14 protein-coding genes are annotated in these 16,734 nt (G+C 65.1%); 11 read left to right on the top strand and 3 right to left on the bottom strand.

From position 1 onward, the window contains the following. Nucleotides 1-39 precede the first annotated feature (39 nt). The 10 genes from CK489_RS15605 to CK489_RS15650 are packed head-to-tail and all read left to right on the top strand — an operon-like array spanning nucleotide 40 to nucleotide 10,182. Nucleotides 40-777, top strand: coding sequence for an SDR family oxidoreductase (locus CK489_RS15605; RefSeq protein WP_050628103.1), 738 nt, complete (start codon nucleotides 40-42; stop codon nucleotides 775-777). 12 nt (nucleotides 778-789) lie between these two features. Next, on the top strand, nucleotides 790-1,971 hold the full coding sequence (locus CK489_RS15610; RefSeq protein WP_095732885.1) for an acyl-CoA dehydrogenase family protein: 1,182 nt from the start codon (nucleotides 790-792) through the stop codon (nucleotides 1,969-1,971). A 23-nt stretch (nucleotides 1,972-1,994) separates the two neighbouring features. Then, nucleotides 1,995-3,125: an acyl-CoA dehydrogenase family protein gene (locus tag CK489_RS15615; RefSeq protein ID WP_095732886.1), complete on the top strand. Its 1,131-nt coding sequence runs from the start codon at nucleotides 1,995-1,997 to the stop codon at nucleotides 3,123-3,125. Nucleotides 3,126-3,142: 17 nt separating this feature from the next. Beyond that, a complete protein-coding gene (locus CK489_RS15620) occupies nucleotides 3,143-4,330 on the top strand; it encodes an acetyl-CoA C-acyltransferase (protein ID WP_095732887.1) in 1,188 nt (395 codons plus the stop codon). Nucleotides 4,331-4,351: 21 nt separating this feature from the next. Continuing rightward, nucleotides 4,352-5,362: an NAD(P)H-dependent flavin oxidoreductase gene (locus CK489_RS15625; RefSeq protein WP_095732888.1), complete on the top strand. Its 1,011-nt coding sequence runs from the start codon at nucleotides 4,352-4,354 to the stop codon at nucleotides 5,360-5,362. An 11-nt stretch (nucleotides 5,363-5,373) separates the two neighbouring features. Then, nucleotides 5,374-6,147: an enoyl-CoA hydratase-related protein gene (locus CK489_RS15630; protein ID WP_095732889.1), complete on the top strand. Its 774-nt coding sequence runs from the start codon at nucleotides 5,374-5,376 to the stop codon at nucleotides 6,145-6,147. Nucleotides 6,148-6,188: 41 nt separating this feature from the next. Then, nucleotides 6,189-7,349 carry an iron-containing alcohol dehydrogenase gene (locus CK489_RS15635; RefSeq protein WP_095732890.1) on the top strand — a complete coding sequence of 387 codons (1,161 nt, stop codon included), beginning with the start codon at nucleotides 6,189-6,191 and terminating at the stop codon, nucleotides 7,347-7,349. A 25-nt stretch (nucleotides 7,350-7,374) separates the two neighbouring features. Next, the gene (locus CK489_RS15640; protein WP_095732891.1) at nucleotides 7,375-8,181 is read left to right on the top strand and encodes a glutathione S-transferase family protein; all 807 of its coding nucleotides are present in this window, start codon (nucleotides 7,375-7,377) and stop codon (nucleotides 8,179-8,181) included. Between the two features lie 40 nt (nucleotides 8,182-8,221). Beyond that, nucleotides 8,222-8,923, top strand: coding sequence for an SDR family NAD(P)-dependent oxidoreductase (locus tag CK489_RS15645; RefSeq protein WP_095732892.1), 702 nt, complete (start codon nucleotides 8,222-8,224; stop codon nucleotides 8,921-8,923). 56 nt (nucleotides 8,924-8,979) lie between these two features. After that, nucleotides 8,980-10,182: an ABC transporter substrate-binding protein gene (locus CK489_RS15650; protein WP_095732893.1), complete on the top strand. Its 1,203-nt coding sequence runs from the start codon at nucleotides 8,980-8,982 to the stop codon at nucleotides 10,180-10,182. 23 nt (nucleotides 10,183-10,205) lie between these two features. On the opposite strand, the gene CK489_RS15655 is transcribed toward CK489_RS15650, so the two are convergent. Beyond that, nucleotides 10,206-11,762: a glucosamine inositolphosphorylceramide transferase family protein gene (locus CK489_RS15655; RefSeq protein ID WP_095732894.1), complete on the bottom strand. Its 1,557-nt coding sequence runs from the start codon at nucleotides 11,760-11,762 to the stop codon at nucleotides 10,206-10,208. Between the two features lie 15 nt (nucleotides 11,763-11,777). After that, the gene (locus CK489_RS15660; RefSeq protein WP_095732895.1) at nucleotides 11,778-12,968 is read right to left on the bottom strand and encodes a glycosyltransferase family 4 protein; all 1,191 of its coding nucleotides are present in this window, start codon (nucleotides 12,966-12,968) and stop codon (nucleotides 11,778-11,780) included. A 286-nt stretch (nucleotides 12,969-13,254) separates the two neighbouring features. Between CK489_RS15660 and CK489_RS15665 the strand changes: the two genes are divergently transcribed. Continuing rightward, on the top strand, nucleotides 13,255-15,372 hold the full coding sequence (locus tag CK489_RS15665; protein ID WP_095732896.1) for an exopolysaccharide transport family protein: 2,118 nt from the start codon (nucleotides 13,255-13,257) through the stop codon (nucleotides 15,370-15,372). A gap of 18 nt (nucleotides 15,373-15,390) precedes the next feature. Here the strand turns inward: CK489_RS15665 and CK489_RS15670 are convergent, their stop codons facing one another. Further along, the gene (locus CK489_RS15670; protein ID WP_502694131.1) at nucleotides 15,391-16,716 is read right to left on the bottom strand and encodes a lipopolysaccharide biosynthesis protein; all 1,326 of its coding nucleotides are present in this window, start codon (nucleotides 16,714-16,716) and stop codon (nucleotides 15,391-15,393) included. Nucleotides 16,717-16,734: the final 18 nt, after the last annotated feature.

Genomic DNA, 16,734 nt, shown 5'->3' on the forward strand with positions numbered 1-16,734 from the left:
AGCGCAAGACAATTCACTCAAACAAGACCGGAGTCCACCATGCAGAAGAGAAACAAGACGGTTGCCGTCATTGGTGCCGGTGATTTCATCGGCGGCGAGATCGCCAAGAAGTTTGCATCCGAAGGTTTCACGATCTTCGCCGGCCGCCGCAACGGCGACAAGCTCGCGCCGCTGGTCAAGGAGATCGAGGCCGCCGGCGGCGAGATCCACGCGCGCTCGCTCGACGCGCGCAAGGAGGAGGAGATCACTGCCTTCCTCAATGACGCCGACAAGCATGCGCCGCTGGAGGTCTGCATCTTCAACATCGGCGCCAACGTCAATTTCCCGATTCTGGAGACCACCGAGCGCGTGTTCCGCAAGGTCTGGGAAATGGCCTGCTACTCCGGCTTCCTGGCCGGGCGCGAGGCAGCGCGGTTGATGACGGCGCGCGGTGAGGGCAACATCTTCTTCACCGGCGCTACCGCGTCGCTGCGCGGCGGCAGCGGCTATGCCGCCTTTGCCAGCGCCAAGTTCGGCCTGCGCGCCGTGGCGCAGGCGATGGCGCGTGAGCTCGGACCGAAGAACATCCATGTCGCGCACCTGATCATCGATTCCGGCGTCGACACCGAATGGGTGCGGCAGCGCCGCATCGAGGCGCTCGGCCCGAACGCGCTCGACAATCCCGATCTCCTGATGCCGCCGGCATCGGTCGCCGCGTCGTACTGGCAGCTCTATCAGCAGCCGAAGAGCGCCTGGACCTTCGAGCTGGAAATCCGGCCCTTCGGCGAGAAGTGGTAGGGAGCGGGTCCGATGGAGCTCGCGCTATCCCCTGACGATGCGGTGTTTCGCGACGAGGTTCGCGCCTTCATCAAGGACAATTATCCGGCGGAGATGCGTGTCGCCAATCCGGAGACCGATCTTTCCAAGGAGCAGATGCTGTTGTGGCATCGCATCCTGCACGACAAGGGCTGGATCGCGCCGCTCTGGCCGAAGGAATATGGCGGGCCCGGCTGGTCGATCACCCGCCGCTTCATCTTCGAGCAGGAGACGACGCGCGCCGGCACCATGCCGCCGCTGGCATTCAGCGTCACCATGGTCGGTCCGGTCATCTACACCTTCGGCAACGCCGCGCAGAAGGCGAAGTTCTTGCCGCGCATCCTGTCAGGCGAGGACTGGTGGTGCCAGGGCTATTCGGAGCCGGGCTCGGGCTCCGATCTCGCCACCGTTCGTACCAAGGCGGTGCGCGACGGCGACCACTACATCGTCAACGGCCACAAGACCTGGACCACGCTGGCGCAGCACGCCGACTGGATCTTCTGCCTGGTCCGGACCGATCTCGCCGCGAAGCCGCAATCCGGCATCTCGTTCCTGCTGATCGACATGAAATCGCCGGGTGTCACCGTGCGCCCGATCATCACGATTGATGGCTCGCACGAGGTCAATGACGTCTTCCTGGAAAACGTCCGCGTCCCCGCCGAGAACCTGATCGGCGAGGAAAACAAGGGCTGGACATACGCCAAATTCCTGCTCGGCAATGAGCGCACCAGCATGGCCGGCATCGGCCGCTCGACGCGCTACATCGATCGGCTGAAGAAGATCGTGAAGGCCGAGATCCCGGAAGACGATCCGGCGCATCTGGAGTTCATCAGGGACATTGCCCGCGTCGAGCTCGACGTGCTGGCATTGGAGGCGACCGAGCTACGAGTCGTCGCCCAGATGGCCCGCGGCATCGATCCGGGGCCGGCGGCCTCGCTGTTCAAGATCCGCGGCACCGAGATCTTTCAGAACATCACCGAGCTGACGCATCGGGCGATCGGCAATTACGGGCTGGCGATCCGCGAGCATCCGGTCAGCGCCAACCACTTCGTGCCGGGCCCGGACTATGGCCACATGGCCTCTGAGAAATATCTCAACTCGCGCAAGCTCTCGATCTACGGCGGATCGAACGAGATCCAGCGCAACATCATCGCCAAGGCGGTGCTCGGACTTTAGCAATCGCGCCACGAGAGGATCGGATGGATATCCAGTTCACGGAAGAGCAGGAATTGTTGCGGTCCAGCGTGCAGCGGCTGCTGCGCGACCAGTATGATTTCGACGCCCGCCGCAAGATCGTCGCGAGCGAAGAGGGGCTTGGCCGCAGGCAATGGGATGAATTCGCCGAACTCGGCCTGCTCGCCGCGCCGTTCTCGGAAGCCGTCGGCGGCTTCGGCGGCGGGCCGCTGTCGACCATGATCATTATGCACGAGTTCGGCCGGCATCTCGTGGTCGAGCCGTTCGTCGAGACGGTCGTGGTGGCCGGCAGCCTGATCGAGCGGGCGGGTTCCGACGCGCAGAAGCAGGCCTACATCGCCGACATCATCGCGGGATCGAAGCTCTGGGCGCTGGCCTGGACCGAGAAGACTTCGCGCTTCGATCTGGCGACCGTCACGACCACCGCGCACCGGGACGGTGACGATTACCTGCTGAGCGGGGAGAAGACCGCGGTCATCGCCGCGCCGTGGGCGGACTATCTCATCGTCTCCGCGCGCACCTCGGGCCATCGCCACGACCGCGGCGGCGTCAGCCTGTTCGTGGTCGATCGCCGCGCCGCGAACCTCGACCTGCAGAGCTTCAAGACGATCGATGGCCGCCGGGCGGCGGAGATCAGCCTGCGCGGCGTGCGCGGGGAGTTGTTGGGCCGGGAAGGTGAAGGTGTCGCCGCGCTGGAAGCCTGCCGCAATCGCGCCATCGGCGCGCTCTGTGCCGAGGCGGTCGGCGCGATCGGCGAACTGAACGACGCGACACTGGATTACTCCAAGACGCGCAAGCAGTTCGGCGTCACGATCGGTAGCTTCCAGGTGCTGCAGCACCGGATGGTCGACATGTTCATCGCGCATCAGGAGGCGCTGTCCCTGATGCAGCATCTCAGCCTCAGTCTCAACGACGATGAGGCCGGCCTCTCGCGGCTGGCTTCGGGCGCCAAATCCAAGATCGGCTATGCCGGCAAGTTCGTGGCCGATCAGGCGGTGCAACTGCATGGCGGCATGGGCATGACCGACGAGCTGAACGTCGGCCATTATTTCAAGCGGATTTCCTCCATCAACATCCAGTTCGGCGATCCCGCCTATCACGTGCTGCGCTACGCGCAGCTCGACGCGGTCGCCTGAAGTCAAAGAGGTTAAGCATGTCACAAGATGCAGTCATTGTTTCCACCGCGCGCACGGGCGTCGGCAAGGCCTATCGCGGCGCGCTCAACAACACCGACGGCCCGACCTTGGCCGGCCACGTGATGGCGGAAGCCGTGAAGCGCGCCGGCATCGCGCCCGGCGAGGTCGAGGACGTGGTGATGGGCTGCGCCATGCAGCAGGGCACCATGGTGATGAACGTCGCGCGCAAGGGCGCGATCCGCGCCGGGCTTCCGGTTACCGTTGCCGGCACCACGATCGACCGGCAATGCGCCTCCGGCCTGCAGGCGATCGCGGTCGCTGCGCGTTCGGTCATGCTTGATGGCGTCGAGATCGCGATCGGCGGCGGCATCGAGTCGATCAGCCTGGTGCAGAACGAGCACATGAACCGGTTTCACGCCGTCGACGACGAGCTGATGGCGATGAAGCCCGAGATGTACATGTCGATGCTGGAGACCGCCGAGGTCGTCGCTGAGCGCTATGGGATCGGCCGCGACCAGCAGGACGAGTACAGCCTCGAATGCCAGCGCCGCGTCGGCGCCGCGCTGCAGGGCGGCCGCTTCAACGACGAGATCGTGCCGTTCACGACCAAAATGGCCGTGGTCAACAAGGACACCAAGGAGGTCAGCTTCCAGCAGGTGACCTTGGCGAAGGATGAAGGCCCGCGGCCGGACACCACGGCGGACGGCCTCGCCAAGATCAAGCCGGTGTTCGAGGGCAAGACCATCAGCGCCGGCAATGCCAGCCAGCTCTCGGACGGCGCCTCGGCCTGCGTGATCATGAGCGACAAGGTCGCCGCGCAGAAGGGCCTCAAGCCGCTCGGCATCTTCCGCGGCTTCGTCGCCGCCGGCGTCGAGCCGGACGAGATGGGCGTCGGCCCGGTCGCCGCGATCCCGCGGCTGTTGAAGCGGCACAACCTCAGGATCGACGACATCGATCTCTGGGAGCTCAACGAGGCCTATGCGGTGCAGGTGATCTATTGCCGCGACAAGCTCGGCATCGATCCTGACAAGCTGAACGTCAACGGCGGGTCGATCGCAATCGGCCATCCCTACGGCATGACCGGCGCGCGGCTCACCGGGCATCTCCTGATCGAGGGCCGGCGGCGCAAGGCCAAATACGGCGTGGTGACCATGTGCATCGGCGGCGGCATGGGCGCGGCCGGTTTGTTCGAAATTATCCACTGATCGGAAACGCGGGAGATACTTGTGAAGACAGCAATCACTGAACTGTTCGGCATCCAGCATCCGATCATCCAGGGCGGCATGCATTATGTCGGCTTCGCCGAGATGGCGGCCGCGGTGTCCAACGCCGGTGGCCTCGGCATCATCACCGGCCTGACCCAGCGGACGCCGGAGTTGCTGGCCAAGGAGATCGCGCGCTGCCGCGACATGACCGACAAGCCGATCGGCGTCAATCTCACCTTCCTGCCGAGTTTCACGGCGCCGCCCTATCCCGAATACATCGCTGCGATCCGCGAGGGCGGCGTCAAGGCCGTCGAGACCGCGGGCCGCAGCCCGGAGCAGTACATGCCGGCGCTGAAGGCGGCCGGCATCAAGGTGATCCACAAATGTACCTCGGTGCGGCATTCGCTGAAAGCCGAGAAGATCGGCTGCGATGCGGTCAGCGTCGACGGCTTCGAGTGCGGCGGCCATCCCGGCGAGGATGATATCCCGAACATGATCCTGCTGCCGCGTGCGGCGGACGAATTGAAGATTCCGTTCGTCGCCTCGGGCGGCATGGCGGATGCGCGCAGCCTGGTCGCTGCGCTGTCGATGGGCGCCGCCGGCATGAACATGGGCACCCGTTTCATCGCGACCAAGGAAGCGCCGGTTCATCCCAACGTGAAGCAGGCGCTGCTCGATGCCGACGAGCTCGACACCCGCCTTGTGATGCGCGCGCTGCGCAACACCGAGCGGGTGCTGAAGAACAAGGGCGTCGATGAGCTGCTCGAGATCGAGCGCGAGAAGGGCGCCAGGCTCAAGATCGAGGACATCCACGAGCAGGTCGCCGGCGTCTACCCGAAGGTGATGATCGACGGCGAGATGGATGCCGGCGCCTGGAGCTGCGGCATGGTGGTCGGCCTGATCCACGACATCCCGACCGTCAAGGAACTGATCGACCGCATCATGGCCGAGGCCGAGCAGATCATCCGGCAGCGCCTGACCGGCTTCCTCGACGGCAAGTTCGAAACCAAGCCGGCCCGCGCGGTCGCCTGAAGGAGAGTGCCATGACCGAGCATGTCAAGGTTGAGATCGCCGCGGGCGTGATGACACTGACGCTGCAGCGGCCGGAGAAGAAGAATGCGCTGACCGGCGCGATGTATGACGCGATGTCGCGTGCGCTGAAGCAGGCCGAGGCGGATCCATCCGTCCGCGTCATCCTGTTCCAGGGCGACGGCGACAGCTTCACCGCGGGCAATGACCTGGCCGATTTCGCGAGCCAGGCGCGCGGCGAGAGCGCGGTCGATAGCCCGGCGCACCGCTTTATCGAGACCATCAGCAAGGTCGGCAAGCCGCTGGTCGCGGCCGTGCAGGGCAATGCGGTCGGCGTCGGTACCACCATGCTGCTGCATTGCGACCTCGTCTATCTCGCCGAGAGCGCGCGGCTGATCACGCCGTTCGTCAATCTCGCGCTGGTGCCGGAGGCGGCGTCGAGCTGGCTGCTGCCGTTGCGGATCGGGCACGCGCGCGCCTATGCGATGTTCGCGCTGGGCGAGCCGATGGATGCGAAGGGCGCGCTGGCATCGGGCCTCGCCAATGCTGTGGTGCCGCAGGCCGATCTGCGCAAGAAGGCCCATGACGCGGCGATCGCGCTGACCAGGCGGCCGGCCGGTTCGCTCAGCATGACCAAGGCGCTGATGCGCGAGCAGCAGCGGATCGCGGCGCAGATCGCCGAGGAGGGCGTGCTGTTCAAGCAGCGGCTGACCACGCCGGAGGCCCGCGAGGCCTTTGCCGCCTTCGCCGAACGGCGCCAGCCCGATTTCACCAAACTGTCGGCCTGACCGGCGGCATAACGCACGGACACATCGAGGGAGTGACAAGCATGCACGTCGTCGGCAGCCATCAATATCCCACCATGGAATCCGTGATCTACGGCAAGCCGGCTGCCGAAGCCTTGCGCGAGGAGGCCGAGCGGCTGGGCGCCAAACGCGTCTACCTGATTGCCAGCCGGACGCTGAACACCACGACCGACGAGATCGAGAAGATCCGCAAGGGTCTCGGCGACCGCCATGCGGCGACCTTCGACGGTGTGCCGCAGCACACCACGCGCGATGTCGTGACGCAGATCGCACGGCACGCCAGCGAAGCCAGGGCGGATCTCGTGGTTGCGATCGGCGGCGGCTCGGTGGTCGATGCGGCGAAGATCGTGCTGATGTGCATCGAGCACGAGATCTTCGAGCCGGCGGGGCTCGACGGGTTCGAGACCACGCCGGACCGCCGGATCGGACCGTTCCGCAATCCGAAGGTCCGGATGATCGCGATCCCCAGCACGCTCTCGGGCGGCGAATACAATTCGGGCGCGCTGGTCACCGACACCAGCCGCAAGCTGAAGCAGATCTTCAACCACCCGATGATGATGCCGCGCAGCATCATCCTCGATCCGGCGATGACGCGATACACCCCGGAGAAGCTCTGGCTCGGCTCCGGCACGCGCGCGATGGATCACGGCATCGAGGCGATCTGCTCCAGCCGGCCCAACGTGCTGGTCGACGCGGTGTGCCAGCAGGGCCTGCGCTATCTGCACCACGGCCTGCTGCGCACCAAGGCCAATCCTGACGACGAGGCGGCGCGGCTGAGCTGCCAGCTCGGCTCCTGGCTGTCGGCGTTCGGATTGCAGTCGCGGGTGCCGATGGGCGCCAGCCACGCCATCGGCCATGTGCTCGGCGGCACCTGCGACGTCCCGCATTACTTCTGCACGGCGGTCATGATGCCGAGCGTGCTGCGTTACAACCGCCCGGCGACGGAGGCGGCCCAGCAAGCGATCGCCGCCGCGCTCGGCGCGCCTGGGCGTGACGCCAGCGAAGCGTTTGCAGCGTTCATCGCGGAACTCGGCCTGCCGCGGCGGCTCGCCGATGTCGGTGTCGGTGAGGACCGCTTCGAACTGATCGGCCGGAACGCCATGCTGTCGATCTTTACCCGCGCCAACCCGCAGCCGATCCGCGAGCCCGGCGACGTCGTCAAGATCCTGAAGCTGGCCGCCTGAGGCAACATCACCCGGAGCAGCCGCCATGGCCGCCTTGCGCATCTTCTCCTATCTGCCGAACCCGCGGGTCTGGAAGTCGACTATCGCGGCGCGGTTCTGCGGCGTCGACGTCGAGGTCAGAGGCGCCTCGGGAAAGGAGTTGCGGGACTGGCTGTGGGACTACGATGCCCACCCACTGTCGGAGCAGGAGCGCGCCGAGCTCGCCTCGCTGGCGCGGACTGGGAAAGTCGGCCTGACCGGCGCGCAGCTGTTCAAGACCGATGCCTTCATGGCGGCGCAGCCGTTCGGCAACGTGCCGGCGGCGTTCGGTCCTGACGGCAAGGTCGGGATCTTCGAATCCAACAGCATCATGCGGGCGGTGGCGCGGCTCGGCGAAGCCAAGTTCCCGCTCTACGGGCGTGACGTCTATGAGGCATCGAGGATCGACAGCTTTCTCGATGTCAGCCTGGTGTTTGCGCGGGATTCGCAGATCTATCTGCTCGCGCTGTCGGGCGGCACGGTCGGCGCGGCGATTCATGCCCGCGCCAGGGATGCGTTCGCGATCTATGCGTCCGGCATCGAGCAGGCGCTGTCGTCCCGGCGCGAAACGCTGGTTGGAGACGGCATCTCGATTGCCGACATCTGCTTTGCCGCCGAGCTCGCGCTGTTCATGAACGAGTATGGGCGGAGCGAGCAATTGGACAAGCAGGGATTGACCAGGATCCTGCATCCCGGGGTGCCGGATGGGTATCCGCTGATGTTCGCTCACTTTGCCCGGCTGGTCGCGCACGCGCATTTTGCGCCGGACCTCAAGCCTTACGTCGAGAAGCTGCGGTCGAAGGCCGCTGCATGACCATGGAAGCCATTGGCCGCTCACGCGGAGGAGTGATCGCATGACCGCACCCGTCTGCCTGATATCCGGTGTCGGCCCCGGCACCGGTTCAGCGCTCGCCCGGAGGTTCGCCGAGGGCGGCTATCGCGTCGCGCTGCTGGCCAGGAACGAGGAGCGTCTTGCCGCGCTCGAGAAGCAATTGCCGGGCGCAAAGGCCTATCGATGCGATGTCTCCGACCCGACGCAGGTCGAGACGGTGGCGTCGGCCGTGGAGCGCGATCTCGGCAGCCCCGGCGTCGTGATCCACAATGCGGTCGGCGGGGCATTCGGCACCTTCCGCGAGATTGATCCGCAGATCCTCAATCGTAACTTCCAGGTCAACACGATGGGCCTGTTGTATCTGGCACGACGCTTTGCACCTGCGATGATCGGGGCAGGCAAGGGCGCCATCGTCGCAACCGGCAACACCTCGGCGCTGCGCGGCAAGGCCGGTTTCGCGGGGTTCGCGCCGACCAAGGCGGCGCAGCGGATTCTCGCCGAGGCGATGGCGCGCGATCTCGGTCCGCAAGGCGTTCACGTCGCCTATCTGGTGATCGATGCGGTGATCGACCTCGAATGGACGCGGAAGCGCTGGCCGGAGCGGCCGGACGACTTCTTCATCAAGCCGAAGGCGATCGCGGACGAGGTTTGGCATGTCGCCCATCAGGACCGCAGCGCGTGGTCGTTCAACGTCGAGATCAGGCCGTTCGGCGAAGCCTGGTAGCCGCCGCGCGGCGGTCGCACGAGCCGATCAATTCATAAAGACCAAGGGGGAATTCGATGTCGCTAGGGAAGCTTGCGGTTTCCATTGCAATGCTCGCCGCGTTTGCTGCAGCTCCGGCCCGCGCCGAGACGCCTGGCATCTCGGAATCGGAGATCAAGATCGGGGCGACATTCCCGTTCAGCGGTCCGGCATCGCCGCTCAGCAACACCGGAAAAGGCCTGATCGCCTACGTCCATTCCATCAATGACCGCGGCGGCGTCAACGGCCGCAAGATCAACCTCATCACCTATGACGATGCCTATACGCCGCCCAAGGCGGTGGAGCAGACCCGGAAGCTGATCGAGAGCGACGAGGTGGCGTTCCTGTTCTCTCCGCTTGGCACGCCCGGGATCGGCGCAACCATCAAGTACGTCACCGCGAAGAAGGTGCCGCATCTCTTCGTCGTCAGCGGCGTGACCAAGTTCACCAACTTCAACGAGTTTCCGCTGACCACCACGGGCCTGCCGAGCTACAACACCGAAGGAAAGATCTACGCCAGATACATCGCGCAGACGGCGCCCGATGCGAAGATCGCGATCCTCTACCAGAATGACGACCTCGGCCGGGACTTCGTCGCCGCCTTCAAGGAGACCTTGAAGTCCGACTTCGACAAGAAGGTCGTGACGTCTTCCTACGAGGTCACCGAGCCCACCATCGAATCGCATGTGGTGACGCTGAAGGCGTCGGGCGCCCAGGCATTCCTGATCGCCGGTACGCCGAAATTCGCCGCACAGGCGATCAAGAAGGCGAGCGAGATCGGCTGGACGCCGCTCACCATCGTCAACTACGTGTCGAGCTCGGTCTCCGCCACCATCGTGCCCGCGGGAGCCGACAAGGCGGTCGGCGTGGTGGTCGCAACCATCACCAAGGATCCGAACGACAAGAAGTGGGCCGACGATCCCGGCATGAAGTGGTATCGCGCCCACTTCGAGAAATATCTTCCCGGCGCCGATATCGGCGACAACAACTATCTGTTCGGCACCCAGCAAGGTCAGATCCTGGAACAGGTGCTCAAGCAGTGCGGCGACGACCTGTCGCGCGAGAACATCGTGAAGCAGGCGCGCAACATCAAGGGACTGGTGCTGCCGACCTTGATGCCGGGCATCACGATCAACACCGGCGCCGACAACAGCATGGCCTACACCCAGCTTCAGCTGCAGCGCTGGACCGGAAGCTCATGGGAGCAGTTCGGCGGCGTGCTGAGCGCCGATACGAACTGAGCCGCGGGGCTATCGCGTGTGCGCTAGTGAAGCCGTCGCGCGATCGGCTTCGCCAGCGCGCTATGCCAGTCCCAATGCGACGACTGGCCGCTCGACCGCAGGCTTGCCAGGAACGCCGTGGTCTTGGGCTGAACCCGCGAGCCGTCGATCACCTCGAGCTGGCCGCAGCGGTTGAGTGTGTGCAGCTTGCGTCCGGCCCACTGCAGCCCCGGCCTGAGCAGATGCCGAACTTCCTGCCGATAGGTCGTCGGCGACAGTTCGAGCACTTCGGCAAGTCCGAGCGCGGCGCCGTATCCGTTGCTGCAGTCCTGCACCGGCCGCCACAGCTTGCCATTGACGGTCACGAAATTGCCGGCCGGCCGCGTGGTGGCGCGATCCATCAGGATCGGGTTGGCCGCATGCGGCCGCCAGGGACCGAGCAACTGCTCGGCGTAGTAGATCGCCAGTGTGTCGGAATAGCCGCCGCTGCCATCGCGCCAGGCCCCGAACATGTAGCGGAGGCCGTTATGCTGCGTGATCGTCACGTCGGCAAGCTCGAGCCCGGACAGCAGCGTCGAGTGCCGCTCCCACTTGTCCGGAAAGCGGATGCATTTGTAGATCGGAACGTCCCGATGCGCGGTGCTTTCCGGGATCATCCAGAGCTCGCCGTCATTTTCGATCAGGAACGGGTAGGAGAGATGCCAGGGCTCTTCGAGTACGGGCATCACGGTGCCGACCGGCCCGTTGCCGTCGAATTCGATCGCGGAGATGATGCCCTTGTTGGTCCGGTGGTCGAGATCTTCGAAGAAGACGAACGTTCTGCCCTGCCATTTCACCGGGAAGGGGTCGGCATAGAAGTGGTTGCCGGGATCGGCGAGCACGTTCCAGGCAGGTCCCGAGAGGTCTCCGGTGCGCCAGATATCCGTATTGTCGGCAAAGCGCCAACCGACATGCCAGTGCGGCGCGTAGCAGCACAGGCGGTAGATCTCCTTTGCGATCGACGTCGCCACGCCGCGCACGACAAAAGGTGCGGGATTTCGCGGTGCGCCACCGTTTGCAGGAGCAGGCAATTGCGGCACCAGCCGCGGAGCCCCTGACAGGATCGGCGGCAGCATCGACAGCGTGCGTGCCATCACCGTGTCGAGCCCGCCGCTCAGGCCGGCTGCGATTTCCGCCGAGGGATGGCCGCGGTCCACCACGGCGCCGTCGAGCTCATTGACGATTTCGATCACCGGAAGATCGCCGGCGAGGATGGCCGCCAGTGCGGCGCCTTCGCCCGCGCCCCCGTTGAACCGTGGACGGAGATACAGTTTCGCGGAGCAGTTCGGATCCCGTTCGGCGCTGGTGAAGTCGACCACCACGTCGGGGTTACCCGCGCGCGGCCGCTCCGGAATCGTCGTCACCCGGTCGGCGCCGCCGGCCTTGCCCTTGCGCAGGACGATGCGTTCGAGCTCGAACAGCATGTCGAGGCCGGCGGGTCGCGGTGCCGGCGTCGTGGTCCATGAGATTTGAACGGGAATATCCTGATCGTTGACGCGCAGAGACTCACGGCACATCCAGAGCCGCGGCTGCTCGCGATCGCAGCGAAACTCGATAATCATGGCCAGCCCAACTTCCTAGTACGCGTCCGCCCCCACAGCGTCGCCGAGAATGCGGACGTATTCCTCTATCATGGCATCCAACGAATAGCGCGACTTCAGGCCCACGGCGCTTTGCCGCAGCTGGTCGCTCAACGAACGATCGGTCAGGACCTGCGACACGGCGGCCGAGAATTCGGCTTCGTTGGCAGCGTCGACGAACAGCGCTGCGGGCTGTCCCTGGTAGGACAGCACCTCGCGCAGCACCGGGAGATCGTTGACGACGCTGGGAATGCCGGCGCTCGCGGCCTCGACCGCAGCGAGACCGAAGGTTTCCGCCTGCGTCGGGAAGACGAAGACGTCGAGGCAAGCCAGAAAATCGGCCATCTGGCGCGGTGGAATCTCGCCGATGAAGTGCAGCCGGTCCGATACTTTCAGCTCGTCCGCCAGGGCGCGGAGCCGCCCCTCATCCGCGCCCTGGCCGGCGAGGGCAAGGTGCCAGGACGGGTCGGCCGTCAGCAGGCGAATTGCCGCATCGAGCCGCTTGTGCGGGTGCAGTCTCGCCGCACAGCCGAGCAGGGTGCGGTCCGCCGGCAGCTTGAACTGCTGCCGCGCGGCGTCCTTCGGCAGGCTGTGCGACTTGTCGTCGAAGCCATGCGGGACGTGCTTCATGCGCGATCGGTACGGCGCGGGATAGCGCGCGTATTCGCGCTCCATGTCGCGCGAGTTCAGCGTGATGCACTTGAAGAAACCGGTGGAGCCCATGATGATGTCGGCGGCCCGCACCGGCATGCTCATCGACAGCGCCGAAGACACCTGGTTGGCAATGACCGGGGCGCGGCTGACGAGCCGCGATACGCCTGCGCCGATCACGTTGCCAAAGTGCTGGAAGGTCAGCACGACATCGGGATTGATGGTCCTGAGATGTCCGGCGAGCGTCCACAGCATGCGCAGCAGCGCCAGCGGATTTCCGGGCCGGGTCTTCGCGCAATAGAACGTGTTGGGCGGCTCGTCGAAGGAATCCGATTTGCGGAAGAAGAACAGGTTGGCGACGTCGTAGCCGCGCGCGGCGAGGCCGGCACCGAGCAGCCGCGAGATCTCCTGCGCGCCGGCGTTCTCGGCCTGGGTCTGCACCAGGACGACACGCAGCTTCGGCTTGCTCTCGTTCGGTCGATCGCGTGATGCGTTCGATGCCTCGCGCAATTCTGTGCCTGGCGTGTACTGGAGCACGGATCCCTCACCCGGCGACGGAGAGGATTGGTCCTCCCCATTTTTGCGCGCGTACTTATCACGCGAAGCGTGTTCGTACACCGAGGAGCGCGTGTTGAGGTTACTGCTCATTTAGCAATCAGACATATGTCAGCAATCGAGAGCCATTATCTCACGGATAGAGTACAGCCGGCTCGTTAACTAATTGGTTACGGCCGCGCCGAGAGGGGGTAACCGGCGATTAACCATAGATATTTACGTTGGGCCGCATTGAGCAGTGCTGTCAGTTGAATTCGAGTCAGAGCCCATGAAGTTCGGTAGCCGCGCAGGCCCGAGACGTTCCGAAGTCACGGAACCCGCAGCGTCGTGGGAAACTGCCGGCGTGCCGGCCGGCCCATCCTCCGCGGAAACCACCAAAGGCGTCCTAAGCATTCCGGGAGTGCTGGCTTTTTTCCGCGAGAAGGGTCAACGCATCCTGATGCTCGCCGCGGTCATCTTCGCGGTCGGTATCATCTTGTTGATGTTGATCCCGGCGCGTTACGCCGCGACGGCGCTCGTCGTCGTCGACCCACGCGAGCAGCGGGTGACCACCGACCAGGACGTCCTGCCGGGGATCGGTCAAGATGCCGCAGCATTGCAGAGCGCTGTCGAGATCGCCAAATCCGACGGATTTCTCGGGCCGCTGATCGATCAGCTCAAGGTCGCCGAGGACAGTGACATCTCCGGCGGCAAGACCGACACCACGCGTCTGCTCGACCGGTTTCGCAACCGGCTCGATATCTCAAGGCGCGGACTGACCTATGTTATCGCCATCAAGTTCACGTCCAACAATCCGCAGCGCGCGGCGTACTATGCCAATTCGATCGCCGAGGCATTCGTCGCCAGCCAGCGCGGGACGCGCACGGTGGCGACCGACGAGGCCGCCGACTGGCTGAAGAGCCGGCTCAAGACGTTGAACGACCGGCTGCGGTCGTCGGAAGATGCCGTCGCCAAGTTCAAGCTCGAGCACCGGATCGTCAACGCCGGCAAGGAATCCACCACGCAGCAATTGCGCGTCACCGACCTGACGCAGCAGGTGGCCGCCGCGCGCGCCCGCACCGAGGAGGCCAAGGCGCGCTATGAGCAATTGCAGCGCGACCTGAAGGCCAATGTCGACGGGCCGATCAAGCAGGACCTGTTGAGCACGCTGCGTGCCCAGCGCTCCGCGCTCAATGACCAGATCGCGCAGAAGCGCGGGGTGCTCGGCGATCGTCATCCCGACCTCGTGATGGCGCTCAGCCAGCTCAGCGATCTCAACCGGCAGATCGACATCGAGCGCAAGAAGAACATCGACACAGCGAAGTCGGATTACGAGGCGCAGCGCGACCAGCAAAAGGCGCTCGAGGATCAGTTGAAGGCGGTTGAATCGCAGATCCTGGTTGACGGCCAGGCGCTCGTCAAATTGCAGGAATTGCAGCGCGACGCCGACGCCAACAAGAACATCTACGAGCAGTTCCTCTCGCGCTACAAGACGACCGACGAGCAGCGCCTGCTGCAGGCCTCGCAGACCAAGGTCGCATCTCCGGCGACGCCGCCGATCCGCTCGACGCTTCCGCCGCTCCCGTTGCTGCTCGTCGTGCTCGCGATCGTCTCGCTGCTGACCTCGACCGCGATCGTCGCCGTTCCCGGACTGAATCTGAAGCAGCTCCCGATCAAGAGCATTCCGCCGCTGCGCCGTGCCGAAGCGCCCGCATCGGCCCCGACCCCGGCCCCGGCCGCGTCGCAATCAGCGTTACCGCCGGGATTGCCGGTGCTGGCGCGCATTCCCGACATGGTGCCGCCGGATGCCGTCAAGAGCGTCTGGCAGACCCCGATTTCGACGACCGCCGAGCCCGATCTCAGCCCGCATCTCCAGCTGCTGATCGAGAACATCGAGCAGCTTCCGGGTGACCACGGCAAGGTAGCGCTACTGCTGTCGGTCGAGGCCGGTGCAGGTGGCAGCACCGTCGCGCGGTCGCTCAACCGGTCCGCGGTCAAGAACGGAATGCTCAGCGTCCTGATCGAGATGGAAGCAAGGCGCACGGAGATCGTACCGCCGCAAGGCTCGGGGATCATCAAGGCCGATCTGCCGTCAGTCGTCGAACTGCTGGGTGCCAGCAGCAAGGCGCCGCCTTATCCGCCGGACGATATTCGCGCCGATTTCGGCCTGATCATCGTCGATGCGTCGTCGCTTGTCATGCAGCCGGCCGCGGTGGCGCTGGCCGCCTATGCCGACCTCGTCATCCTTGTGGTTCGCGAAGGCACCGGCGATCCGGCCGCGATTGGCAAGGCGCGGGCCGATCTGTCGAAGTTCGGCTCGGTCCCGACCGCGCTGGTCGTCAATCGCGTGGCGGTGAATGCCACAGCTCGCGGCGCTCAGGGCGAAGCCCTGGGATTGGCAAGCTGAAGGTGATCTAGTTCAAGCTCAGTCGTTGCTGTCCGCAACGCGGACGGTGTAGGCGCTGCCCTTCGACGACGATGGATGTGACAGCACCAGAACCGACGGGTCGACGCCGGTCCGGCGGCGGCACAGCACGTTGAGCGCGATGGTGGCGATGACAAGGGAAGCGGTCGCCGAGATCGCGGCGCCGAGCACGCCGAGCCAGGGGATCAGCACGACAAATCCCAGCAGCCGCAACGCCACGTTGGCGGCGACCACCGGAACGTAATCGCGCTCATGCCCGGTCAGCTGCAGGACCGCGGCCGACGGCCCGCCGGCCGCCTGGAACGCAGTTCCGATCGCGAGCACGATCAACACCCACTGCTGCGCGGCGAAATGCGGTCCGAACAGGCCGAGAAGATGGGGGGCGCCGACCCAGACGATGACGAGCCCGGTCAGCACGCAGAGCGCGGTGACCTCGGCCATCAGCTTCAGCGTATGTTCGAGCTCGCGGTGGTTTTTGCTGAAATACAGCGACGGCAGCCGGCGCGCGCCGAATGTGTAGAGCGCGGCCGACAGCATGGCGAAGATGTTCGCCAGGCGCGAGGCGGCGAAATAGACGCCGGCAGTGGCCGGGTCCAGCATCCAGTAGACCAGGATGACGTCGAAATACTGGTTCGCCGCTTCGAGAATGGAGGCCAGCCAGAAGCGGAACGCACTCCGGTTCCAGCGTGAGGTCTCGAAGCGCGCGGTGACCGAGCGCAGGTTCGGCAGCACGCGCACGATTGAGACGATCTGCACGATCAGCCCGAGCGCCATCGCGACGCTCATCGCGGTGAACAGCTCGGCAGGGGTGAGCTGACGGTGGCCGAACAGCACCGCGATCAGGCCCAGGACAACGGCAACCCGCCAGAAGAACTCGCGATTGCCTTCGCCCATCAGGATGCTGACCAGGGATCGCGCGATCTGGCTGCCGAGCATGAGTCCGGAATTGACGGCGGCGAATGCCGAGACCGAGAGGATCAGCAGCCACCATTCGCCGCGAAGGGTCGCCACCGCGGCGATCGCGGCAATCGAGATCAGCATCCCGATCGCCGAATTCCTCAGGCTCGACAGCAGCACACCCTTGGTGAGCTCGGTCTGACCGCGCACCTCATATTCATTGAGGAAGCGAACCAGCAGCAGCTCCTGGCCGGCAAGGCCCACGACCGAAGCGATCTGGGCGATGGAGAGCAAGGTCGCGAAGTCGCCGAACGCGTCGGGCGTCATCGCCCGCGCGGCCAGCGAGAACAAGGCGAACGCAAGCCCGCCGCTGCCGACCTTGAGGAGGATGGTCCCGGCAACGCCGCGCGTGACGTCGCGCCGAAACATTTGGAGCACAGAGGCAAT

It is taken from the genome of Bradyrhizobium sp. UFLA03-84, assembly GCF_002289535.1.
Taxonomy (GTDB): Bacteria; Pseudomonadota; Alphaproteobacteria; order Rhizobiales; family Xanthobacteraceae; genus Bradyrhizobium; species Bradyrhizobium viridifuturi.